25 protein-coding genes are annotated in these 22021 nt (G+C 65.1%); 18 read left to right on the top strand and 7 right to left on the bottom strand.

What is annotated here, in order from left to right:
* Positions 1–154: 154 nt before the first annotated feature.
* Positions 155–508: a hypothetical protein gene (locus tag I6F31_RS02320; protein WP_225112605.1), complete on the bottom strand. Its 354-nt coding sequence runs from the start codon at positions 506–508 to the stop codon at positions 155–157.
* A gap of 129 nt (positions 509–637) precedes the next feature.
* On the opposite strand from I6F31_RS02320, the gene I6F31_RS02315 reads away from it, so the two are divergent.
* The 5 genes from I6F31_RS02315 (at position 638) to I6F31_RS02295 (ending at position 4437) form a co-directional block, all read left to right on the top strand.
* A complete protein-coding gene (locus tag I6F31_RS02315) occupies positions 638–1597 on the top strand; it encodes an N-carbamoyl-D-amino-acid hydrolase (protein WP_225146222.1) in 960 nt (319 codons plus the stop codon).
* 143 nt (positions 1598–1740) lie between these two features.
* Positions 1741–2292 (top strand): TetR/AcrR family transcriptional regulator, encoded by a 552-nt coding sequence (locus I6F31_RS02310; RefSeq protein WP_225184618.1) that lies wholly within the window; start codon positions 1741–1743, stop codon positions 2290–2292.
* Positions 2293–2374: 82 nt separating this feature from the next.
* Entirely contained in the window at positions 2375–3568 is a 1194-nt protein-coding gene (locus I6F31_RS02305; RefSeq protein WP_225184617.1) for an MFS transporter, read from the top strand.
* Between the two features lie 121 nt (positions 3569–3689).
* A complete protein-coding gene (locus tag I6F31_RS02300; protein WP_036003874.1) occupies positions 3690–4109 on the top strand; it encodes a hypothetical protein in 420 nt (139 codons plus the stop codon).
* Between the two features lie 130 nt (positions 4110–4239).
* The gene (locus I6F31_RS02295; RefSeq protein WP_036003876.1) at positions 4240–4437 is read left to right on the top strand and encodes a hypothetical protein; all 198 of its coding nucleotides are present in this window, start codon (positions 4240–4242) and stop codon (positions 4435–4437) included.
* 237 nt (positions 4438–4674) lie between these two features.
* Here I6F31_RS02295 and I6F31_RS02290 read toward each other — a convergent pair whose 3' ends face one another.
* Positions 4675–5652 (bottom strand): LysR family transcriptional regulator, encoded by a 978-nt coding sequence (locus I6F31_RS02290; protein WP_225184616.1) that lies wholly within the window; start codon positions 5650–5652, stop codon positions 4675–4677.
* A 119-nt stretch (positions 5653–5771) separates the two neighbouring features.
* Between I6F31_RS02290 and I6F31_RS02285 the strand changes: the two genes are divergently transcribed.
* The 10 genes from I6F31_RS02285 (at position 5772) to I6F31_RS02240 (ending at position 17004) form a co-directional block, all read left to right on the top strand.
* On the top strand, positions 5772–6809 hold the full coding sequence (locus tag I6F31_RS02285) for a class 1 fructose-bisphosphatase (protein ID WP_057027006.1): 1038 nt from the start codon (positions 5772–5774) through the stop codon (positions 6807–6809).
* A gap of 12 nt (positions 6810–6821) precedes the next feature.
* Positions 6822–7697 (top strand): phosphoribulokinase, encoded by an 876-nt coding sequence (locus I6F31_RS02280; protein ID WP_036003856.1) that lies wholly within the window; start codon positions 6822–6824, stop codon positions 7695–7697.
* Positions 7698–7713: 16 nt separating this feature from the next.
* On the top strand, positions 7714–9732 hold the full coding sequence (gene tkt, locus I6F31_RS02275; protein ID WP_225184615.1) for a transketolase: 2019 nt from the start codon (positions 7714–7716) through the stop codon (positions 9730–9732).
* Between the two features lie 12 nt (positions 9733–9744).
* Entirely contained in the window at positions 9745–10830 is a 1086-nt protein-coding gene (fba, locus tag I6F31_RS02270) for a class II fructose-bisphosphate aldolase (RefSeq protein WP_036003862.1), read from the top strand.
* Between the two features lie 38 nt (positions 10831–10868).
* Complete coding sequence (locus I6F31_RS02265; RefSeq protein WP_036003865.1) at positions 10869–12329, top strand: form I ribulose bisphosphate carboxylase large subunit; 1461 nt, start codon at positions 10869–10871, stop codon at positions 12327–12329.
* 11 nt (positions 12330–12340) lie between these two features.
* Positions 12341–12748 (top strand): ribulose bisphosphate carboxylase small subunit, encoded by a 408-nt coding sequence (locus tag I6F31_RS02260; protein ID WP_036003868.1) that lies wholly within the window; start codon positions 12341–12343, stop codon positions 12746–12748.
* A gap of 99 nt (positions 12749–12847) precedes the next feature.
* On the top strand, positions 12848–13780 hold the full coding sequence (gene cbbX / locus I6F31_RS02255) for a CbbX protein (RefSeq protein ID WP_225154015.1): 933 nt from the start codon (positions 12848–12850) through the stop codon (positions 13778–13780).
* Positions 13777–14514, top strand: coding sequence for a ribulose-phosphate 3-epimerase (rpe, locus tag I6F31_RS02250; protein ID WP_036003883.1), 738 nt, complete (start codon positions 13777–13779; stop codon positions 14512–14514). Before cbbX ends, rpe begins: the two co-directional genes overlap by 4 nt.
* Before the next feature lie 252 nt (positions 14515–14766).
* Positions 14767–16623 (top strand): EAL domain-containing protein, encoded by a 1857-nt coding sequence (locus I6F31_RS02245; RefSeq protein WP_036003887.1) that lies wholly within the window; start codon positions 14767–14769, stop codon positions 16621–16623.
* 168 nt (positions 16624–16791) lie between these two features.
* Positions 16792–17004 carry a hypothetical protein gene (locus tag I6F31_RS02240; RefSeq protein ID WP_036003891.1) on the top strand — a complete coding sequence of 71 codons (213 nt, stop codon included), beginning with the start codon at positions 16792–16794 and terminating at the stop codon, positions 17002–17004.
* A gap of 18 nt (positions 17005–17022) precedes the next feature.
* On the opposite strand, the gene I6F31_RS02235 is transcribed toward I6F31_RS02240, so the two are convergent.
* The gene (locus I6F31_RS02235) at positions 17023–17859 is read right to left on the bottom strand and encodes a universal stress protein (RefSeq protein ID WP_036003894.1); all 837 of its coding nucleotides are present in this window, start codon (positions 17857–17859) and stop codon (positions 17023–17025) included.
* 205 nt (positions 17860–18064) lie between these two features.
* On the opposite strand from I6F31_RS02235, the gene I6F31_RS02230 reads away from it, so the two are divergent.
* Both I6F31_RS02230 and I6F31_RS02225 read left to right on the top strand, forming a co-directional pair.
* A complete protein-coding gene (locus I6F31_RS02230) occupies positions 18065–19618 on the top strand; it encodes a Do family serine endopeptidase (RefSeq protein ID WP_225184614.1) in 1554 nt (517 codons plus the stop codon).
* A gap of 269 nt (positions 19619–19887) precedes the next feature.
* Complete coding sequence (locus tag I6F31_RS02225; RefSeq protein WP_036003965.1) at positions 19888–20250, top strand: hypothetical protein; 363 nt, start codon at positions 19888–19890, stop codon at positions 20248–20250.
* A gap of 6 nt (positions 20251–20256) precedes the next feature.
* Here I6F31_RS02225 and I6F31_RS02220 read toward each other — a convergent pair whose 3' ends face one another.
* Together I6F31_RS02220 and I6F31_RS02215 are read right to left on the bottom strand one after the other, a co-directional pair.
* Complete coding sequence (locus I6F31_RS02220) at positions 20257–20574, bottom strand: DUF6496 domain-containing protein (RefSeq protein ID WP_225143557.1); 318 nt, start codon at positions 20572–20574, stop codon at positions 20257–20259.
* 90 nt (positions 20575–20664) lie between these two features.
* Positions 20665–20859 carry a DUF3072 domain-containing protein gene (locus I6F31_RS02215; protein WP_057026883.1) on the bottom strand — a complete coding sequence of 65 codons (195 nt, stop codon included), beginning with the start codon at positions 20857–20859 and terminating at the stop codon, positions 20665–20667.
* Positions 20860–20974: 115 nt separating this feature from the next.
* On the opposite strand from I6F31_RS02215, the gene I6F31_RS02210 reads away from it, so the two are divergent.
* Positions 20975–21196 (top strand): hypothetical protein, encoded by a 222-nt coding sequence (locus I6F31_RS02210; protein WP_225143559.1) that lies wholly within the window; start codon positions 20975–20977, stop codon positions 21194–21196.
* 96 nt (positions 21197–21292) lie between these two features.
* Here the strand turns inward: I6F31_RS02210 and I6F31_RS02205 are convergent, their stop codons facing one another.
* Together I6F31_RS02205 and I6F31_RS02200 are read right to left on the bottom strand one after the other, a co-directional pair.
* A complete protein-coding gene (locus I6F31_RS02205; RefSeq protein WP_036003915.1) occupies positions 21293–21535 on the bottom strand; it encodes a hypothetical protein in 243 nt (80 codons plus the stop codon).
* Positions 21536–21630: 95 nt separating this feature from the next.
* Positions 21631–21888 carry a hypothetical protein gene (locus I6F31_RS02200; RefSeq protein WP_036029986.1) on the bottom strand — a complete coding sequence of 86 codons (258 nt, stop codon included), beginning with the start codon at positions 21886–21888 and terminating at the stop codon, positions 21631–21633.
* Positions 21889–22021: the final 133 nt, after the last annotated feature.

The raw sequence follows: 22021 nt of genomic DNA, 5'->3' as shown, positions 1-22021 counted from the left end.
GCCGCCGCCGTGCACAGAACCAGCGTGGGCCCGGCCACGTCGCGCGCGAGATCGGCGCGCGTCAGCTGCCTGCTTATGGTCTTGCTCCATGCTTTGCATGGAAATGGCCGCCGCCGCGCTTGGTTCCCTGCGCCGGCGCGAATCGGCAGGCCGACTATTTCCGCAGCAGCTCGCTCAAGGCCGCCGTCGCTTCGGCGCAGCGGATGTCGTCGATCTCCCGCGACAGGCTGAGCGCGCTCGATCTCAGCTCCTCGAGCTTCCAGCTGTCCGGATGCTGGTTTTCGAGCTGACCGAGACGCTTGTTCAGATCGTCTAATCTCGATTGAAGCTGCCCGATGCTGGCGGCCCCATTCACTTTCCAAACGCGTTGTGCGCGCATCGTCGTTCCCCTGATAGTCTCACGGCCTTGTGAGAGCGGTTCATGGCCGGAATGGGAGTTTGTTTTGTCCGGCTTCAGACGGCGGGGAACCGTTGCAGATCGGCAACGAAGTTCCTGTTTGGTGCTCACCCAGCGCCGCACGATGATACCCGCAGGCCCGGAATTTGATTGTGCCCTCAGTACGGGGCGCCGAGGCGGCCTGTGCGCGCAGGTGATAGGCTCTGGCCGGGCGCACTCGAAAAAAATGAGGAACGACGCGTGACGAGAACTGTGACCATTGCAGCCGGCCAGCTCGGACCGATCGCGAGGAGCGAGTCGAGGTCCGCGGTGATGGCGCGACTGATGGCGTTGATGCGCGAGGCGCGGGCCTGCGGCTGCGACCTGATCGTCTATCCCGAGCTGGCGCTGACCACGTTCTTTCCGCGCTGGTACTTCGAGGACCAGGCCGAGATCGACAGCTTCTTCGAGCGCGAGATGCCGGGTGCCGAGACACAGGCGCTGTTCGATCTCGCCCGCCAGCTCGGCATCGGCTTCTGCCTCGGCTATGCCGAACTGACGCTCGAGGTCGGGATTGTCAGGCGCTACAACACGTCCATCCTCGTCGACAAGAGCGGCGCGATCGTCCTGAAATATCGCAAGGTGCATCTGCCCGGCCATGCCGAGCACGAACCGTGGCGCGAATTCCAGCATCTGGAGAAGCGCTATTTCGAGCCCGGCAGCGGCTTCGGCGTGGTCGATGCCTTCGGCGGCGTGATCGGCATGGCGATCTGCAACGACCGCCGCTGGAGCGAGACCTATCGCGTGATGGGCCTGCAGGGCGTCGAGATGGTGCTGATCGGCTATAACACGCCGGTGCACAATCCGCCCGCGCCAGAGCATGACGATCTCTCGCTGTTCCACAATCATCTGGTGATGCAGGCCGGTGCCTATCAGAACGGCACTTTCGTTGTCGGCGTCGCCAAGGCCGGTGTGGAGGAGGGCGTCGACCACATCGGCGGCAGCTGCATCATCGCGCCCTCGGGCGAGATCATTGCGGCCTGCACGACAAAGGGCGACGAGATCGCGCTGGCGCGCTGCGATCTCGATCTCTGCAGTTCCTACAAGCGCACCACCTTCAATTTCGACGTGCACCGCCAGCCGCGCGCCTACGGCATGATCGTCGAGCGGAAGGGCGTGGCGATCATGGCGGATGGGACGCCGGTGCCGCGGAGGGGGTGACGCTCTCTCCTTCGTCATTGATTCCCTTCACGACCACGTGTGTTTATTCGGAAACGTTCGTTCCCTAGTATCCCGTAATGCAAAAGACCGCCCGCCGCTCCCGGCCTGCCGCCCGTCTGCCCGGCCGTCCCCGGGAATTCGACATGGACACCGCGCTCGACCGCGCCGTGCGTGTGTTTCGCGAGCGCGGCTATCATGCCACCTCGATCGGGGACCTCACTGCGGCGATGCGGCTCGCGACGGGAAGCATCTACAAGGCGTTTCGCGACAAGCATGCGGTGTTTCTCGCCGCCTTCGAGCGCTACACGGCCCTGCGCCAGCAGCAGACCCGCAGCGCGGCGCGTGGTGCAAACGGCCGCGAGCAAATCCGCAACGTGCTGCTGTCCTATGTCGAGCACTCCCGGGGAATCGAGGGGCGGCGCGGCTGCCTCGTGGTCGGCAGCGCGGTCGAGCTGTCCGCGCTCGATCCGGTCGTGGGTGCCCTCGTCAGCACACAGCTCGCGAGCAACGAGAGCTTCATCGCCGGCCTCATCCGCGCCGGACAGGCCGATGGCTCGATCCCCCGCCATGTCGTAGCCGACGACACCGCGCGGCTAATGCTCTGCATCACGCAGGGAATGCGCGTCGTCGGCAAGGCGCGTCTGCCGCTCGACGCAGAGCGTCTCGTCGGCGCCGCAATGAAGCTGCTCGCCTGAATTTTTTGTCAGAATAGGGAATGACTATTCCCTATACCTTACCTAATGGCCATTCCCTGCGCCTTACCTGGAGACCATGCGAATGACGATGAATGCCACGATCGAGACCGCGCCCGGGCCGGATGCGGTGTCGCAGCGCCTGACCTTCGTGCTTGCCGCGGCCTGTGGCATGGTCGCCGCCAACATCTATTATGCGCAGCCGCTGATCGCCCCAATCAGCGCCGCGCTCGGCCTGTCGCATGCAGCTAGCGGGCTGATCGTGACGATGACGCAGATCGGCTACGGCACCGGGCTGCTGCTGATCGTGCCGCTCGGCGATCTCGTCGAGAACCGCGCGCTGATCTGCTCGGTGATCATGCTCGGCGCCGCGGCGCTGCTCGCCGCGGCGTTCGCAAGCCATGCGCTGCCGTTCCTCCTCGCCGCACTGTTCATCGGCCTCGGCTCGGTCGCGGTGCAGATCATCATCCCCTATGCGGCGCATCTGGCGCCTGAAGCCATCCGCGGCCGCGTCGTCGGCAACGTCTCGACCGGCCTGATGCTCGGCATCATGCTGGCGCGTCCGGTGTCGAGCTTCGTCACCGCCTTGCTGTCGTGGCACGCAGTGTTCTTCGCCTCCGCCGCGCTGATGACCGTGCTCGCAGCCGTGCTCTGGATGACGCTGCCGAAGCGCAAGCCGGTCACGCGGATGCATTACGGCCAATTGCTGCTGTCGATGCCGGACCTGGTGCGGGCCACGCCGCTGCTGCGGCGCCGCGCGCTTTACCAGGCGAGCCTGTTCGGCGCCTTCACCCTGTTCTGGACGGTGGCGCCACTCCAGCTCGCCGGCGAGTTCGGCTTCTCCCAGCGCGGCATCGCGCTGTTCGCGCTGGCCGGCGTCGCCGGCGTGTTCGCAGCACCGATCGCCGGGCGCCTCGCGGACCGCGGCCATAGCCGGATCGCGACGCTGGTCGCGATGCTGCTCACGGCCGCCGGCTTCCTGGTGACCTCCATCGGCGCGTCCGGCTCGATGCTGAACCTCGCCTGTCTGGTGGTGGCCGCGATTGCGATCGATATCGGGGTCCAGGGCAATGTGGTGCTGGGCTTCCGCGCCATCTTCGCGCTCGGGCACGAGCACCGCAGTCGCCTCAATGGTCTCTACATGGCGACGTTCTTCGCCGCCGGCGCGGTCGGCTCGGCGGTCGGAGCATGGGCGTTCGCACAGGGAGGCTGGATGCTCGCATCGGCCATTGGCCTTGCTTTGCCCGTCGCGGGGTTGCTCTACGCGCTGACCGAGTAGCGGCCGTCGCCCGAACGGTGCGACCGACCTCGCGATGACGCAATTTGCATCTCGCGGATTGGTTGCGGTTGTAGTACTTTCGTCGCAACGCACCTGGTTAACGGGCGGCAGGGGGATGCTGATGAAACGTGCGGGGCTGTTTGGCGCACGGCGGGTACGGCCATGGTCGTGGGGGGCGTTTCTGCTCGGGCTCGCCGTCGTCGCGGTTTCGGCCGTGGTTCAGGGCATCTGCGTCCTGCTCGGCGCAAAGTTCTATTTCGCAGCGTTCCTGCCCGGCCTGTTCGTGCTTGCGCTGATGGCGGGTGCACCGGCGGCGGCATTCGCCGCGCTGCTCACCGTGCCGCTGGTGTGGTGGGCGTTCATCCCGCCGTTCTTCGAGCTCAATGCGCTGACCAGCGCGCATGCCGATTCCATCAACCTGTTCTGTCTTCTTGCCGTCCTCCTGATCGGCCTTGCCGATCTCTGCCGCGCGACGATGACAATCGTCAGAAGCGGCGGGCTGAAGCCTTCGGGCGAGAGCGCGGCAACGAATCCGCAATAGATCGCGCCGCGCGCGTTGCGCCCCGAGCAACAGTCCGGCAACCATCCGCGAACTTGCCGCGCGCCGCTAACTTTTCGAAAAAGATTTGGCCGCAGTTTCTCCCGCGGGAATGACGAGGGAGTTTTCGGACATGAACGGTCACGCCATCCTGGAGAACGTGCGCCGCTACCGCGGCATCGCATCGCTCTATCGCCAGACCGCAGCGTTCCGCCCGGGCCAGAGCTGGTCGCTGCTGGAGCAGGCGAGCGAGTGGGAGGCGCGGGCGCTGTCGGAGCTGGAAGCCTATTTCGCCTCGCGCACGGACCACACCGCCCCGCTCGCGGCCTGATCGCCGGCCATCGGCGCGCCCTGAACCGGCTCGCCGAAGGCGCGACCGCCACGGGCAACTACGGAGTTGTCTCCGCATCCTTCTGTGCTAGCAACGGCCGAGAGATTCTTCTTCACGTCGGCCGGGGCACGCGATGACCACCTTCAACCGCATCTTCACGACGGAGCGCCTGCTCCAGATCATCGTGGTGCTGGCGGCGACGCTCGCCATGAAGCTGATGAGCTGAGCGAAGGCCGGCTATCGTCCGCCTAGCTCGGGCAAATCAGGCAGATAATTCGAGCCTTCCGAGCCGAGGAAATCGAACATCGCCTGCGCGGGCGGCAGCAGCACCTTGTCGCTGCGGCGGATCACGTACCATTGCCGCACGATCGGCAGGCCCGCGACGTCGAGCACGACGAGCCGGCCCTCGGCGAGCTCATGCGCCACGGTGTGAGCCGAGATGAAGGCGATGCCGAGCCCGGCGATGACCGCCTGCTTGATGGTCTCGTTGCTGCTCATCTCCATGCCGATGATCGGCTCGAGATCCGATTTCTGGAACATGCCCTCCATCAGCGTCCGCGTGCCCGAGCCGGGCTCGCGGGTGAGGAAGGTCTCGTGCACGAGATCGGTCAGGCTGAGGCCGGAATCCTTCTCCAGCCAATGGCCCTTGCGCGCGACGATGATGTGCGGGTTGCGCCCGAGCTGGCGGACGTCGACGGTGACGTCGGCCGGTGGCCGACCCATTACCGCGAAGTCGAGGTCGTAGCCGTGCATGGCCTCGCGGATCTCCTCGCGATTGCCGATGGTCAGCTTGATCTCGATCTTGGGGTAGCGCTTGGAGAACGCCGCGATCGCGTGCGGCACGAAATATTTCGCGGTCGAGACCGCGCCGAGATGCACGGTGCCGTCGGTCCGCCCCGCGAGCAGGTCGAGCGCGCCCTGGCAATCGGTGATCGCGGCTTCGACCCGTTCGGCCAGCGCCAGCACCTCCCTGCCGGCTTCCGTCAGCAGCATGCCGTCGCCGGTTCGCTGCACCAGGGGCAGGCCGGCCAGGTCCTGCAGCTGCCGCAGCTGCTGGGTCACGGCCGGCTGGGTCAGCCCGAGATGGCTCGACGCCGCCGTCACGCTGCCTTTGGCCGAGAGCGCCGCAAGCGAGCGCAGCTGCCGGATCGTCAGATGCCGGAGCTGGGCCGCTGCATGGCCGGCGCTATTATAAGAAAATTCTTTGAGGCTCATTATGATTAGAAATTTTCCTTATTAAGCCGCTCCTGTCAATCTCCTGAATGCCGGCACTGACCGTGACCTGCCTCCACCAGGAGGGAATGGTTGCGGCACCGGCAAGGGGATGGACGCAGATGACCGGGCAACTCAGGCTGGACGACCACCTTCAACGGTATTCTGAGACCGCGCCGCATGCGTTGGCCGTGGCAGCCGCGGTCGATGCCATCGCGGCCGCGGCGATCGAGATTGCCGATCTCATCGCCAGCGGCGATCTCGCCGACGCCTCGGGCCTGACCACCGGGCGCAACAGCGACGGCGATCTCCAACGCGACCTCGACGTCCAGGCGGACGCGATCCTGCGCCGCTGCCTCGGCCGGCTGCCGATCGCGGCGCTGGCGTCGGAGGAGATGCGTGAGGCCCAGATCGTCGATCGTCAGGGGCGAATCTGCATCGCGATCGATCCGCTCGACGGCTCCTCCAACATCGACATCAACATGACCGTCGGCACGATCTTCTCGATCCTGCCGGCCCCCGATGATCTCTCACTCGCCTTTCAGCAGCGGGGCTCGGCGCAGCTCGCGGCGGGCTTCGTCACCTACGGCCCGCAGACCTCGCTGGTGCTGACGCTCGGCGACGGCGTCGACATTTTCACGCTCGACCGCAAGGCGGGCTGCTTCCGCTTCGCGCGCAGCGGCGTGCAGATCGCCGAAGCCTGCGAGGAGTTCGCGATCAACGCCTCGAACCGCCGGCATTGGGATCCGCCGGTGCGCGCCTTCATCGACGAATGCCTCGCCGGCGTCGACGGGCCCGCCAACCACGATTTCAACATGCGCTGGATCGGGTCGCTGGTCGCGGAGGCCTATCGCATCCTCACCCGTGGCGGCGTGTTTCTCTACCCTTCCGATGCGCGGCCCGGCTACGGCGACGGCCGCCTACGCCTGACCTACGAAGCACACCCGATGGCGATGATCATCGAGCAGGCCGGCGGCTCGGCCTCGACCGGGCGCGAGCGCATCCTCGATCTATCGGCGCAGAGCCTGCACCAGCGCGTGCCGCTGATCATGGGCTCGAGCAACGAGGTGCGGCGCGTCGAGGAGCTGCATTGCGATCCGCTGCTGGTTGCCAGCGTCTCGGCGCCGCTGTTCGCGCGGCGCGGATTCTTCCGGCTCTGAGCGAGGCGTCCGATGTCCAGGAAGCATCCGATCATCTCCATCACCGGCTCCTCCGGCGCCGGCACCACCTCCGTCAAGAAGACCTTCGAGCAGATCTTTTTCCGCGAGAAGGTCAACGCCGTCTACATCGAGGGCGACGCCTTCCACCGCTACGACCGTGCCGAGATGCGTGCGCAGATGGCGAAGGAGGCCGAGCGCGGCAACAAGCACTTCAGCCATTTCAGCCCCGAGACCAATTTGTTCGAGGAGCTGGAACGCGCCTTCCGCGACTACGGCGAGACCGGCACCGCGGTGACGCGGCACTACGTCCACGACGCCGAGGAATCGGCGCTGCATGGTGCGGCACCAGGCACCTTCACCGACTGGAAGCAGCTGCCGGAGGATTCGGACCTTCTGTTCTACGAGGGCCTGCACGGCGCCGTAGTCACCGATAAGGTGAACGTCGCGCGCTATGCCGACCTCAAGATCGGCGTCGTGCCCGTCATCAACCTCGAATGGATCCAGAAGCTGCACCGCGACCGCAGCGCACGCGGCTATTCGACCGAGGCGGTCACCGACACCATCCTGCGGCGGATGCCCGACTACATCCACTACATCTGCCCGCAATTCACCGAGACCGACATCAACTTCCAGCGCGTCCCGACCGTGGACACCTCCAATCCATTCATCGCGCGCTGGATCCCGACGCCGGACGAATCGATGGTGGTGATCCGCTTCAAGAATCCGCGCGGTATCGACTTCCCCTATCTGCTCTCGATGCTGCCGCAGAGCTGGATGTCGCGCGCCAATTCGATCGTGTGCCCGGGCGCGAAGCTGGACCTGGCCATGCAGCTGATCCTGACGCCGCTGATCATGCAGCTGATCGAGCGCAAGCGCAGCCTGAAGTGAACAGGGAGAGACTCCGATGAACATCTCCGTCCATGCCGAAGCCGACCTCAATGCGGTCACGCACAACGATCTCGCCAATGCCGTCCGCTTCCTCGCGGTCGACGCCATCGAGGCAGCGCAGTCAGGCCATCCCGGGCTGCCCATGGGCATGGCCGACGTCGCGACTGTGCTGTTCTCGCGCTTCCTGAAGTTCGACTCGGCGCATCCGAACTGGCCGGACCGCGACCGCTTCGTGCTGTCGGCGGGGCACGGCTCGATGCTGCTCTATGCGCTGCTGCATCTCACCGGCGGCGATATCAGCCTCGACGACATCAAGGCCTTTCGCCAGTGGGGCTCGAAGACGCCGGGCCACCCCGAATATGGCCACACGGCTGGTGTCGAGACCACGACGGGACCGCTGGGCCAGGGCATTGCGACCGCGGTCGGCATGGCGCTCGCCGAGCGGATGGCGAATGCGCGGCATGGCGATGGGCTCGTCGATCACTTCACCTATGTTATCGCGGGCGATGGCTGCCTGATGGAAGGCCTCAGCCATGAGGCGATCTCGCTGGCCGGTCATCTCGGGCTCGGCCGGCTGATCGTGCTGTTCGACGACAACGGCATCTCCATCGACGGTCCGACCTCGTTGGCGACATCGGACGACCAGCTCGCGCGCTCCGCTGCCTCCGGCTGGTCGGTGCGCCGCGTCGACGGACATGATCCCGAAGCGGTGGCGCAGGCGATAGCGGAGGAGCGGGAGACCGCGAAGCCGTCGCTGATCGCCTGTCGCACAATCATCGGCTATGGCGCGCCTGATAGACAGGGCACCGAGAAAGTGCATGGCGCGCCGCTCGGCACCGAGCAGACGGCAGCGGCGCGGCGGACGCTGGGTTGGGACTATCAGCCTTTCGTGGTGCCGATCCCGGTGCTCAAGGCTTGGCGGATGATCGGGCAGCGCGGGCAGGTCGATCGCCTCGCTTGGCTCGATCGTTACGAAGGTGCGACGCCGGAGCAGCGCGACCTGTTCGTCGAGGGCAAAGCCGCGGCTCTGCCCGCCTCCTATGCGCTGGCCGCGGCGAAATTGCGTGAGCACTTTGCATCCGAGCGGCCGAAGCTGGCGACGCGGCAGGCCTCGCAACAGGTGCTCGAGGGAATCGCAGGAACAATTCCCGGCCTGGTCGGCGGCTCCGCGGACCTCACCCATTCGAACCTGACGCATGCCAAGGCGCAGGCGCCGGTCAAGAGCGGTGCGTTCGCCGGCGACTACATCCACTATGGCATCCGCGAGCACGGCATGGCCGCAGCGATGAACGGCCTGGCGCTGCATGGCGGCTTCATCCCCTATGGCGGCACGTTCCTGGCGTTCTCCGACTACAGCCGGCCGGCGATCCGACTTGCAGCCTTGATGCGGCTGCGCGTCATCCACGTGATGACGCACGATTCCATCGGCCTTGGTGAGGACGGACCGACGCACCAGCCGGTCGAGCATCTCGCGGCACTGCGCGTGATCCCCAATCTACTGGTGTTCCGCCCCGCCGATGCCGTGGAGACGCTGGAGGCCTGGGATTGCGCGCTCGCGGCGGAGCATCGCCCCTCAGTGCTATGCCTGTCGCGGCAGGCCTTGCCGACATTCCGCAGCGATGGGCGCGGCAGAAACCGCGTCGCGAACGGTGCCTATCTCGTCGTCTCGCCGGACGGCGGCCGTGACGTGACGCTCATCGCAACCGGCTCGGAAGTCTCGATCGCGCTGGAAGCCGCACGCCTGCTCGCGACCGAGCACGTTCGCGCCGCCGTGGTCTCGGCTCCGTGTTTCGCACTGTTCGAGGAGCAGCCGGAGGATTACCGCGCCTCGGTGCTCGGCACCGCGCCGCGCGTCGGCATCGAGGCAGCTGTCGCCGGCGACTGGCATCGCTGGATCGGCGCTGACGGCGAATTCGTCGGCATGCGCGGCTTCGGCGCCTCGGCCCCCGCCCCGGTGTTGTACCGCGAATTCGGCATCACACCGCAAAGCATTGCGGAAGCGGCTCGCCGGGCGATGGCCCGCAAGAGCCAATAAGGAGGACGAATCTTGGCCCGTATTACTCTCCGCCAATTGCTCGATCACGCTGCCAGCCACGGCTACGCCGTGCCGGCGTTCAACATCAACAACATGGAGCAGGGCATCGCGATCATGCAGGCGGCGGCCGCGGTCGATGCGCCGGTCATCATCCAGGCCTCGCGCGGCGCGCGCAGCTATGCCGGCGATCTCATGCTTTCGCACATGATCGACGCGCTGGAGCGGACCTATCCCGACATTCCGCTCTGCATGCACCAGGACCACGGCAATGACGAAGCGACCTGCGCCTCGGCCATCGCCCATGGCTTCACCTCCGTCATGATGGATGGCTCGCTCAAAGCCGACGCCAAGACGGCGGCCGACTATGACTATAACGTCGCGATCACGCGCCGCGTCGTCGATCTCGCTCATTGGGTCGGCGCGTCCGTCGAAGGCGAGCTCGGCGTGCTCGGTTCGCTCGAGCACGGCGGCGGCGAGCAGGAGGATGGTCACGGCGTCGAGGGCAAGGTCGGCCACGATCAGCTCTTGACCGATCCGGACCAGGCCGTCGACTTCGTCCGTGCAACCAAGGTCGATGCGCTCGCGATCGCGATGGGCACCTCGCACGGTGCCTACAAGTTCAGCCGCAAGCCGGATGGCGATATCCTGGCGATGCGGGTGGTCGAGGAGATCCACGGCCGGCTGCCGAACACGCATCTGGTCATGCACGGCTCGTCCTCGGTGCCGCAGCCGCTCCAGGACATGTTCAACCAGTTCGGCGGCGAGATGCCGCAGACCTGGGGCGTGCCGGTCGAGGAGATCGTTCGCGGCATCCGAAGCGGCGTGCGCAAGATCAACATCGACACCGATTGCCGGCTGGCGATGACCGCGGTGTTCCGGAAGGTGGCGGCGGAAGCGCGCTCCGAATTCGATCCGCGCAAATTCCTGAAGCCGGCGATGGACGCAATGCGCGAATTGTGCCGCGAGCGGTTCGAGCAGTTCGGTACCGCAGGCCACGCCAGCAAGATCAAGGTCATTCCAATGAGCGAGATGGCGCGGCGCTATCGCGCCGGCGAGCTCGATCCGCGCATCGACGCCCGCGAGCCGGTTGCCGCTTAGCCAATCAGAAAGAGCAGAGAAAAGAGCAGGAGAGAGACATGAACGCACATGCAGGCACGGTCCGCGGCAAAGAGCGCTATCGCTCCGGCGTGATGGAGTACAAGCGCATGGGCTATTGGGAGCCCGATTACACGCCGAAGGACACCGACGTCATCGCGCTGTTCCGCGTGACGCCGCAGGAGGGCGTCGACCCGATCGAGGCCTCTGCCGCGGTTGCCGGCGAATCCTCGACCGCGACCTGGACGGTGGTGTGGACCGATCGCCTGACGGCGGCCGAGAAGTATCGTGCCAAGTGCTATCGCGTCGATCCCGTTCCGGGCTCACCCGGCTCGTATTTCGCCTACATCGCCTATGATCTCGACCTGTTCGAGCCGGGCTCGATCGCCAACCTCTCGGCCTCGATCATCGGCAACGTGTTCGGCTTCAAGCCGCTGAAGGCGCTGCGCCTCGAGGACATGCGCTTTCCCGTCGCCTATGTGAAGACGTTCCAGGGACCGGCGACCGGCATCGTGGTGGAGCGCGAGCGGCTCGACAAGTTCGGCCGGCCGCTGCTCGGCGCGACGGTGAAGCCGAAGCTCGGTCTGTCCGGCCGCAATTACGGCCGTGTGGTCTATGAGGCGCTGAAGGGCGGGCTCGACTTCACCAAGGACGACGAGAACATCAACTCGCAGCCCTTCATGCATTGGCGTGATCGCTTCCTCTATTGCATGGAGGCGGTGAACCGCGCGCAGGCCGCCTCCGGCGAGGTGAAAGGGACCTACCTGAACGTCACCGCGGCCACCATGGAGGACATGTACGAGCGTGCGGAGTTCGCCAAGGAGCTCGGCTCGGTGATCGTGATGATCGACCTCGTGATCGGCTACACTGCGATCCAGTCCATGGCCAAGTGGGCGCGGCGCAACGACATGATCCTGCATCTGCATCGCGCCGGCCACTCCACCTATACGCGGCAGAAGAGCCATGGCGTGTCGTTCCGCGTCATCGCCAAATGGATGCGGCTTGCCGGCGTCGACCACATCCACGCCGGCACGGTGGTCGGCAAGCTCGAAGGCGATCCCAACACCACACGCGGCTACTACGATGTCTGCCGCGAAGACTTCAACCCGACCAAGCTCGAGCATGGCCTGTTCTTCGACCAGTCCTGGGCGAGCCTGAACAAGATGATGCCGGTGGCCTCCGGCGGCATCCATGCCGGGCAGATGCACCAGCTGCTCGACCTGTTAGGCGAGGACGTCGTGCTGCAGTTCGGCGGCGGCACGATCGGTCATCCCATGGGCATTGCGGCCGGCGCGACCGCCAACCGCGTGGCGCTGGAAGCGATGATCCTCGCCCGCAACGAGGGCCGCGACTATGTCCACGAGGGCCCGGAAATCTTGGCCAAGGCGGCCCAGACCTGCACGCCGCTGAAGGCCGCGCTCGAGGTCTGGAAGGATGTCACTTTCAACTATCAATCCACCGACACGCCGGACTTCGTGCCGACCGCGCTGGAAACCGTCTGAGGAGATTTGAGATGAAGATCACCCAGGGCTGCTTCTCGTACCTGCCGGATCTGACCGACGAGCAGATCACCAGCCAGGTGCAGTATTGCCTCGCCAATGGCTGGGCGGTGAACATCGAGTTCACCGACGATCCGCATCCCCGAAACACCTATTGGGAGATGTGGGGCCTGCCGATGTTCGATCTCCAGGACGCCGCCGGCGTGATGATGGAGCTGGCCGAGTGCCGCAGGGTCTACGGCGACCGCTATATCCGCATCAGCGGCTTCGATGCCAGCCACGGCTGGGAGTCGGTGCGGATCTCCTTCCTCGTCAACCGGCCGAAGCAAGAGACGGAGTTCGAGCTGGTGCGGCAGGAGGTCGGCGGCCGTGCGGTCCGCTACACCACCGTGCGCAAGCCGGTTGCGCACGCGCCAGCTTGAGTCATCCGCTTCCGCGCGGAGCTCTCCCTGCTCCGCATCCTGGCGGACCACTGCTTCGCCGCCTCGCTCGCGGCGAAGCTCTTTTCTTCGAGGGTAGCCATGCTCGATGTCCCCCACGCAACCACGACCGAACACAGCGAGACCCATTTCGATCTCCGCAAGGAGGCTGAAGCCGCCGGAATCACCGAGACGCTTCAACAGCTCGATCAGGAGCTGATCGGGCTCAAGCCGGTCAAGAACCGCGTGCGCCAGATCGCCTCGCTGCTGCTGATCGAGCGCATCCGGCAGCGTGCCGGCCTCGCCTCCGCGCCGCCGACGCTGCACATGTCGTTCACCGGCAATCCTGGAACAGGCAAGACCACCGTCGCGCTGCGCATGGCCGGGATCCTGCACGGGCTCGGCTTCGTGCGGCGCGGGCAGGTGATCTCGGTGACGCGCGACGATCTCGTCGGCCAGTATATCGGCCACACCGCGCCGAAGACCAAGGAGATCCTGAAAAAGGCGATGGGCGGCGTGCTGTTCATCGACGAGGCCTATTATCTGCATCGTCCCGACAACGAGCGCGACTATGGTCAGGAATCGATCGAGATCCTGCTCCAGGTGATGGAGAACCAGCGCGAGGACCTCGTCGTGATCCTCGCCGGCTATGGCGAGCGGATGACGAAATTCTTCGCCTCCAATCCCGGCTTCCGGTCGCGGATCGCCCACCACATCGAATTCCCTGACTATGCAGAGGCCGAGCTGCTCGTTATCGCCGAGCTGATGCTGAAGGAGCGCGGCTACCGCTTCTCGGCTGCGGCGCGCGAGGCGTTCGAGAAATACATCGCGCTGCGCCGGATCCAGCCGTTCTTCTCCAATGCGCGCTCGATCCGCAACGCCGTCGACCGCATCCGCCTGCGGCAGGCCGATCGGCTGGTGTCCGATCTCGATCGCATGCTCGATGTCGCCGACCTCGAAACCATCGATGCCATGGACGTCTTGGCGAGCCGAGTCTTCAGCGGCGGTGCGGATGCGCGGAGTGCAGTGCCATGACGAAGGAGATCATGATCGCTCCATCGATCCTCGCCGCGGATTTCGCGCGTCTCGGCGAGGAGGTCGCCGCGATCGACGCCGCTGGGGCCGACTGGATTCATTGCGACGTCATGGACGGACACTTCGTGCCGAACATCAGTTTCGGTGCCGAGGTCATCAAGGCGATCCGTCCCTATTCGAAGAAGCCGTTCGACGTGCATTTGATGATCGCGCCGACAGATCCCTATCTCGAGGCGTTCGCAAAGGCCGGAGCGGACATCATCACGGTGCACGCCGAAGCGGGGGCGCATCTCGACCGCTCGCTGCAGGCGATCCGTTCGCTCGGCAGCAAGGCTGGCGTCAGTCTTTGTCCATCGACGCCGGATGCGGTGATCGAGTATGTGCTCGATCGGATCGATCTCGTGCTGGTGATGACGGTCAATCCGGGCTTTGGCGGCCAATCCTTCATCGCATCGCAGATCGACAAGATCAGGCGGATCAGGACCATGATCGGCGGGCGGCCGATCCGGCTCGAAGTCGATGGCGGTGTCACGCGCGACAATGCCGCGGCCGTGGCTGCAGCGGGTGCCGACACGCTGGTCGCCGGCTCCGCCGTGTTTCGCGGCAAGAGCGCTGGCGAATATGCCGCCAATATCGCGTCTATTCGCATCGCCGCGGAGACCGGCCGGGTTCCGAAGCTGCAAGATAGTTCCGCGCCCGCGAAGCGGGCCGAAGAAAGTGCGCTCATCCGGTAGATTACGGATCAGCCCACCGCCGTGGCTCCGGTGTGTCAAGGCGCGCCACTTTCTCCGGATCTCTACGGAGCATGCCTTCCAAATCGATCGGCTCATTCAGGCCGGGGTAACCAACGCACCGGAGAAGGACAATCGATTAACGACCGCGCAATGCCAAGCGTCTCAATCTGTGGTTTAGGGACGCTATGAGAGCGCGGATGCGTAACGACGGAAACTGCGGCATGAAGCCCGCACGCGGCGCAAAGTGATGGCATGAGCATGCATCGCCTGTTCGCCGAGCAGCTCCGCTGCGCCACCGATGCCACCGGACAGGTCGATCTCGTCAAGCTGGGCAAGTTCGTCAGCGCGGCTTACGAGGCCGGTGATCGCGAGCGTCAGCGGATGATCGAAGTACGCGCGCAAACGCGCGACGAGGTCGAGCAGGATCTGCTGCGGACCCGCGAGTTCCTCGACACAATCATCGAAAACATTCCGATCGCCGTCTTCGCGAAATGTGCGGAGAGTTCGCGCTACATCCTGCTCAACCGCGCCGGAGAAGACTATTACGGCATGCCGCGCGAACAGATGCTGGGCCGAACGCCCGAGCAGATCTTCCCGGCTGACGTGGCCCGCGTGGTCAACGAGCAGGATAGACGCGTCGCGGCCAGCGGCATGCCGATGGTTCTGGAGGAGCATCTGCTCGAAGTCGGCGTCAAGGGCCGCGACCGGGTCGTCAATTCACGCAAGATGCTGATCACGGATGGCAACGGGGATCCGCAATATCTGGTCGGCGTGATCGAGGATGTCACGGAGCGTGTCACCACCCGGCAGCGGATCAGCCATCTTGCGCATCATGATGCGCTCACGGACCTGCCGAACCGCAGCGCCTTCAACGCGGCGCTCGACGAACGGCTGGAGCGGGCGCAGGAGGCATCGACCAGTTTCGCTGTGCTGAGCCTCGATCTCGACCGCTTCAAGGAGGTCAACGACGTGTTCGGTCACCCCGTCGGCGACATGCTGATGCGGGCGGCCGCCGACCGGCTTGCCGCGGAAGCCGAAGGCGCCTTCGTCGCCCGGATCGGCGGCGACGAGTTCATGATCCTGATGCCCGACAACGCCAGCCGTGAGGACGTTCTGGCGCTGGCCGAACGCCTGGTCGAGACGATCGGCAAGGAGCTCGAGGTCGACGACTATCTCTCCCACGTGGGCCTCAGCGTCGGCATCGCGTTCTATCCCGACGATGGCGTGAACGCGGCGACGCTGCTCGCCAATGCCGACTCGGCTCTCTACCGCGCCAAGCGCGAGGGCAGGAGCCGGGTCCGCTGCTTCGAATCCGAGATGGACCAGGAGCTGCGCGATCGCAGGCTGTTGCAGCACGACCTGCGGCAGGCGCTGGAGCAGAACCAGCTCCTCGTCTATTTCCAGCCGCAGGCGCGGGTGGATGGCGAGGTCATCGGCTTCGAGGCGCTGCTGCGATGGAATCACCCGACGCGGGGCTTCGTGCCGCCGGACCAGTTCATTCCGCTCGCCGAGGAGAACGGGCTGATCGTCGAGATCGGTGAATGGGTGCTGCGCGAGGCGTGCCGCGAGGCGGCATCCTGGCCGCGGCCGTTGCAGGTCGCGGTCAATCTGTCGCCGGTCCAATTCCAGGCGGGCGATCTCGAGCGCTCGATCCACCAGATCCTGTTGGAGACGGGGCTGACGCCGACGCGGCTCGAGGTCGAGATCACCGAGGGCGTGCTGATCGGCGATTTCACCCGCGCGCTCAACCTGCTGCGGCGGCTGAAGGCGCTCGGCATCCGCATCGCCATGGATGATTTCGGCACCGGCTATTCCTCGCTGTCCTATCTGCAGTCGTTCCCGTTCGACAAGATCAAGATCGACCGCAGTTTCATCTCCAACCTGGAGGCGACGCCGCAATCGGCCGAGATTGTCCGCGCCGTCCTGAGCCTGGCGCACGCGCTGAAGATCCCGGTCATTGCCGAGGGGGTGGAGACGGAAGCCCAACGTGCCTTCTTGGCCCGCGAGGCCTGCGAGGAGATGCAAGGCTATCTCGTCGGCCGTCCCGACTTGATCGAGCGTTATCTCGACCTGGTGGGCGTCGCCGTGGAGCGCCGCCTCTACGCCTAGCACTAGGCACAGAGTTCCGAGCGGACGTTTGGAACTAAAATCCTTACCGGCACTTCTCGAAAATTAACTTGGTTCAGGCGCGTTGAGCGCGCAGCAAATGTTTTGCATAAACGCCATCGGCCTGACGCAAATCAGGGCAATAAGCCGGTGAACGCGAGGGAGGGTCTCATGGAGAACGTACGTCGCTACCGGGCGCTGGCGTCCCTCTGCCGTCAGCAGGCGGCCTACCGGCCGCTCCAGAACTGGGAACTCCTCGGCCAGGCCGAACATTTCGAACATCTTGCCGAAATCGAGCTCAAGGCGCACTTCGACGCGTGCAATGTGCACCGCGACAAGGACGCCGCCGCGCCCACGACATGGGAAGCTCCCGTCGCGGCGTGACGGCGCCAGGCCGGCGCGTCAATGCGACATCAGCGTCGGGACCGTCATGGCTTCCAGCATGGCGCGGGTGACGCCCCCGAGAAAGCGTTCCTGCAACCGTGAATGGCCGTAGCCGCCCATCACCAGAAGATCGAGACTCTCGTCGGCCGCCAGCGACAGAATGATCGGCTGAATGTCGGCGCGCGTGGCGGTCAGGCTGACCGTGCGGGTGGACAATCCGCGCCGGCCGAGATGTCTGGCCAAGCCGCTCGCTGAAGCTTCGCCGCAGACGTCGTCGGTCTCGTTGACGGTGATGATCACGATCTCTTCGGCGCGCGCCAGGAACGGAGCTGCGTCGCGCATAGCGCGGGCGGCAACGCGACTGCCGTCCCAGCAGATGCCGATCCGCTTCGCCTTGAAGGCTCCCCGGAAGGTGTAGGGCAGGAACAGCACCGGGCCGCCCGCGCGGAACAGGATCTCGCTCGGCATGTCGTTGTCGAACGAGCCTTGCGCCGGATCGGGCTGGAGCAGGACGCTGAGGTCGTGCAGCCGTGCCATCTCGCCGAGCGAGCCGGCGGCATCTGCCGGGATCGCGCCGAGTGCGTGGCAGGTATAGGCGATGCCGGCGTTCGCCGCCTCGCTCTTGAATACCGCGAGCGCCGCCTCGGCCCGCTCCACGGCGCGCTCGCGCTCCAGCTCGAAAACGGCCGCCACCGCCGCGCCGCCTTCCATGACGTAAGCCGTACTGGTGGCGACATAGCCGACCGCGACCGCGTCGAGATGCGCGTTGAGCTTCGCCGCGAGCGAGACCGAGCCCTCGATCGCGGGACGCATGGGACGTTCGGTGGGAATGTGGACGAGAATGTCTTTGTACATGGCGCGCCTCCGCTGAGCATCATCCGATGGTCGCAGTTTTTCACTGCGCGAAGGCGGCGCGTTGAGCTGTATCAAACGTCCGGATTGCCTGCTGCGACCGCTCATCCATTCTTTGCCGAGATTTAATCGGACGGACGGGACGCCGTAAGGTGGCAGCGACCATGTTGCGGGCAAGGCGACACCTGCTCAACATGGACATTTCGACATGAACGATCGCGTCAATTCCGACATCACCACGTCTCGCAAGATCTTGCGGCCGCGGCGGCTCGCGCTGCTCGGCACCGTGGCCGCGCTGGGCGTGGCCGCCCTGGCCATTGCGCCAGGCGCCTCGCCGTACGGCATCAACTCCTTGATTGCGCCGGCTCAGGCGGCCGAAGCCGCCGCGACGCCGCCCGGCTTCGGCGATCTCGTCAGCAGGGTCAAACCCGCTGTGATCTCGGTGCGGGTCAAAATCGATCAGGACAACGACAAGAGCGCGATGCTGCAGCAGAACCGGATGGATTCGGACGAGGACACGCCGTTCGACCAGTTCTCGCGACAGTTCGGTTTCCGCTTTCCGGGCGGCGCGAACGGCATGCCGCGCCAGCGCCACCAGATGATCACGGGCGAAGGCTCCGGCTTTTTCATCTCCGCCGACGGCTATGCCGTGACCAACAATCACGTCGTCGATCGCGCCGAGTCCGTGCAGGTGACGATGGACGACGGCACGACCTACACCGCGAAAGTGGTCGGCACCGATCCGAAGACAGATCTCGCGCTGATCAAGGTCGACGGCAAGAAGGACTTTCCGTTCGTCAAGTTCTCCGACCAGAAGCCGCGCATTGGCGACTGGGTGGTCGCGGTCGGCAATCCCTTCGGTCTTGGCGGCACCGTGACCGCCGGCATCGTCTCGGCCAGTGGCCGCGACATCGGCAACGGTCCCTATGACGACTTCATCCAGATCGACGCGCCGATCAACAAGGGTAATTCCGGCGGCCCGGCCTTCGACATGAACGGCAACGTGATCGGCGTGAACACTGCGATCTTCTCGCCCTCGGGCGGCTCGGTCGGCATCGGCTTCGATATCCCGGCTTCGACCGCCAAGCTCGTCGTCGCGCAATTGAAGGACAAGGGCGCGGTCACCCGGGGCTGGCTCGGCGTGCAGGTGCAGCCGGTGACGTCGGATATCGCCGACAGCCTCGGGCTCAAGGAGGCGCGCGGCGCGATCGTCGACAATCCGCAGGATGGCAGCCCGGCGGCGAAGGCCGGCATCCAGGCGGGCGATGTCATCACCGCCGTCAACGGCACCACGATCAAGGACTCCCGCGACCTCGCCCGCACCATCGCCGGCTTGACGCCGGGCACGTCCGTGAAGCTCGATGTCTTCCGCAAGGGCGACAGCAAGACGGTGACGCTGGCGCTCGGCGAGTTGCCGAACGAGCGGCAGGCCAAGGGCAATGGCAGTGGCAATGCCGACGAGGGCAGCGGACAGCCGGGTGTCGGCACGCCGCGCCTCGGCCTCAGCCTGGCGCCCGCCGGTGACGTCCAAGGCGCAGGCCAGAACGGCGTCGTCGTCACCGAGGTTGATCCGCAAGGCCCGGCCGCGCAACGCGGCATCCGGACCGGCGACGTCATCCTCAATGTCGGCGGCAAGGCTGTCAGCAATGTCGGCGAGGTGCGCTCCGAGCTGGCGCAGGCCAAATCGTCGGGCAAGCGCAGCGTGCTGCTTCAGGTCAGAAGCGCGGAGGCCACCCGCTTCGTTGCGGTGCCACTCGCATAACGTCAACTCGACCCTTACCAATCCAGGAAGGCGGCCTTCGGGCCGCCTTTTGCACACACGTCACGTCCGCACCAGGCCGGTCACATTCTCGTTAACGGCAGGGATGATGACCTGGTGCGTCCGAAAAAGCCGTGTTCGCTGATCACACTCGCAGGGCGCCTCGGTCCTCTGCGCCAACGTCGCCGCTGAGAGGGGTTGCAGGCGTGGAACTTCGAGCCTCCCGGCGCTTTGTGGAACTCGCCGGTGGTTCACAAGTGATCGGTGCCGACATGGATCGATTGAAGCTCTCGCTCAGGAGTGCGCTGCTCGTGGCGCCATTGGTGCTCTCGGGAGGAAACGCGCTCGGGCGCGACGACGGCCGCTACGCGAATTCTCCTCTGAAGCCATGGTTCGACAGTTTGCGCAGCCATCTCGGTCCGTGCTGCTCGGACGCGGACGGTTTCGCCCTTGCCGATCTCGACTGGGAGTCGCACAACGGGCGCTACCGTGTCCGCATCGACGGACAGTGGATCGATGTGCCGGATGAGGCCGTCATCACCGAGCCCAACCGGGCCGGCCGCACGATGGTGTGGCCGGTCAAGACTGCGTTCGGGATTTCGATCCGCTGCTTCATGCCGGGGAGCATGATCTGAGGCGGGTCAGCGCGACCGCTTGGATTTGCGCTTCGATGATTTCTTGTTCGACGATTTCTTGGACGACGTCGCGGACGTTTTCTTGGATGCTTTCTTGGACGTCTTCTTGGCGCTCTTGCGCTTCGAAGCCTTCTTCGGGACCTTCTTGCCCTTCTTGCGTGCCTTCGACAGTCCGATCGCGATGGCCTGCTTGCGGTTCTTGACGCGGCCGCCGCGCCCGCCACGGCCGCTCTTCGCGGTGCCCTTCTTGTAACGCCGCATCTCGGTGGCGACATCGCTTCCCGAGCTGCGTGAGTAGCGGCGCTTTTTTGCCTTGCGTGCCATGCATATTCTCCCTCGGCGGGGAGAACCATTCTGCACAGCCATGGTTCCGGGAGCGTGGAACGGCGCATGCCTAAAGCGCGATGCGATGCTCTAGAAGGAGTTTGCCAGCTCGATCTCCGCTTCCAGCACCTGGATGCGCCGGGCGGCCTCGCTGAAGGACAGATCCCGCGCATATTGGCCGGGCTGGTAGGCCTCTTCGCTGAGCCGCTTCAGCTTGAGACCCTGCGCCCGCGTCATCTGCTCGCCCAGGAAAAATCTGGCGTCGTATTTACCTTGAACCTGCATCTGGCGTCTCCGTCCTGAAATCGTGACTTGACTATATGTTCTTATTTTGTTCTAACAAGGCATGGACAACAGAATTAATGAAATTCGACGTAAAATCAGAGCCTTGAGGCTTGAGATGGCCGACGTCGAGGCGTCGGTGCGCGACCTCGTCAAGCGCGATCACGACTGCACGGAGAGAGCCCTGGCGCAGATGGACTTGCGCCGGAAGATCAATCTCTTGATCGCCGAATGGAAGGCTGCCGGCGGCAGCGACGTACTGCCGAACGTCCGCGACCGGGTGCGGCTTCGTGCCGTGAAGACAGGCGGCAACTCCGCGCGCGCAGCCGAGCGCCGCTGAGATCCTTGGCGCCGTATACTGAAGGCCGAGTGCCGAACCAAAGATAGAAGACAAAGGGCTCCGCAATGCGGAGCCCTTCATGATTCCAGGGAGCGCCTATTTGGTGTCGGTCATGCCGCCCTTGTTGGTCATGGTGCCGCCCTGATCAGAGCCGGGACCGGCGCCGCCTTGGCCGGACGGATCAGCGCCCTTGGAGGACTTGGTGTTGGCGCCGGTGGTCTGTGCCGACGACATCGAGGATCCATGCTTAGTCTTGTGCGATTTGGCCTGGGCGGCAAACGGCGCGGCGGCAAGGCCGGTTGCCAATATTACGGCGAGAGCGAGCTTGGTCGTCTTCATGCGGGGAAACTCCCTGAGTTAAATTGACGCAGGCACAAACCGCGCGTCGCGGCAGGGAGTTCCCGGCGAAGTATCTTCCGTGCGTCACCCACGCTTCAAGTTTGCTTGTCCTCGGCCAGGATGAACACGGCGCCGGTGAGCGTCGCGCCGATCGCGAAGGTCGTCACCAAGGTGAGGGCGAAGACCATCGCGGCCTGGCTTCCGCCATTGTTCAGCAGGTTGGCGACGGCTGGATTGGACAGGACGAGCGTGAGGCTGAAAATGAGGCCGAGCGCTGCGCCCATCATTGCATGCGTCATCAGCTTGATAAGGCCGCTGGCAGAGATCAGCTCAGACGACTTCTTGGTGCGCATGGGACGGCATCCCGAACTGCCACGCCAACGCGCATGTGATCGCCGGGTTCCGTTCCGCTGAAGGAATTGTTACCGCCCGTTTCATCCGGCGTTCATGCCGGGCTTGCCAAGATGGGCGCCAGCAAAACGGGAA

The sequence above is a fragment of the Bradyrhizobium sp. NBAIM01 genome (assembly GCF_020194115.1).
Lineage (GTDB): Bacteria > Pseudomonadota > Alphaproteobacteria > Rhizobiales > Xanthobacteraceae > Bradyrhizobium > Bradyrhizobium yuanmingense.
This window is presented reverse-complemented; position numbering and strand designations above follow the sequence as displayed.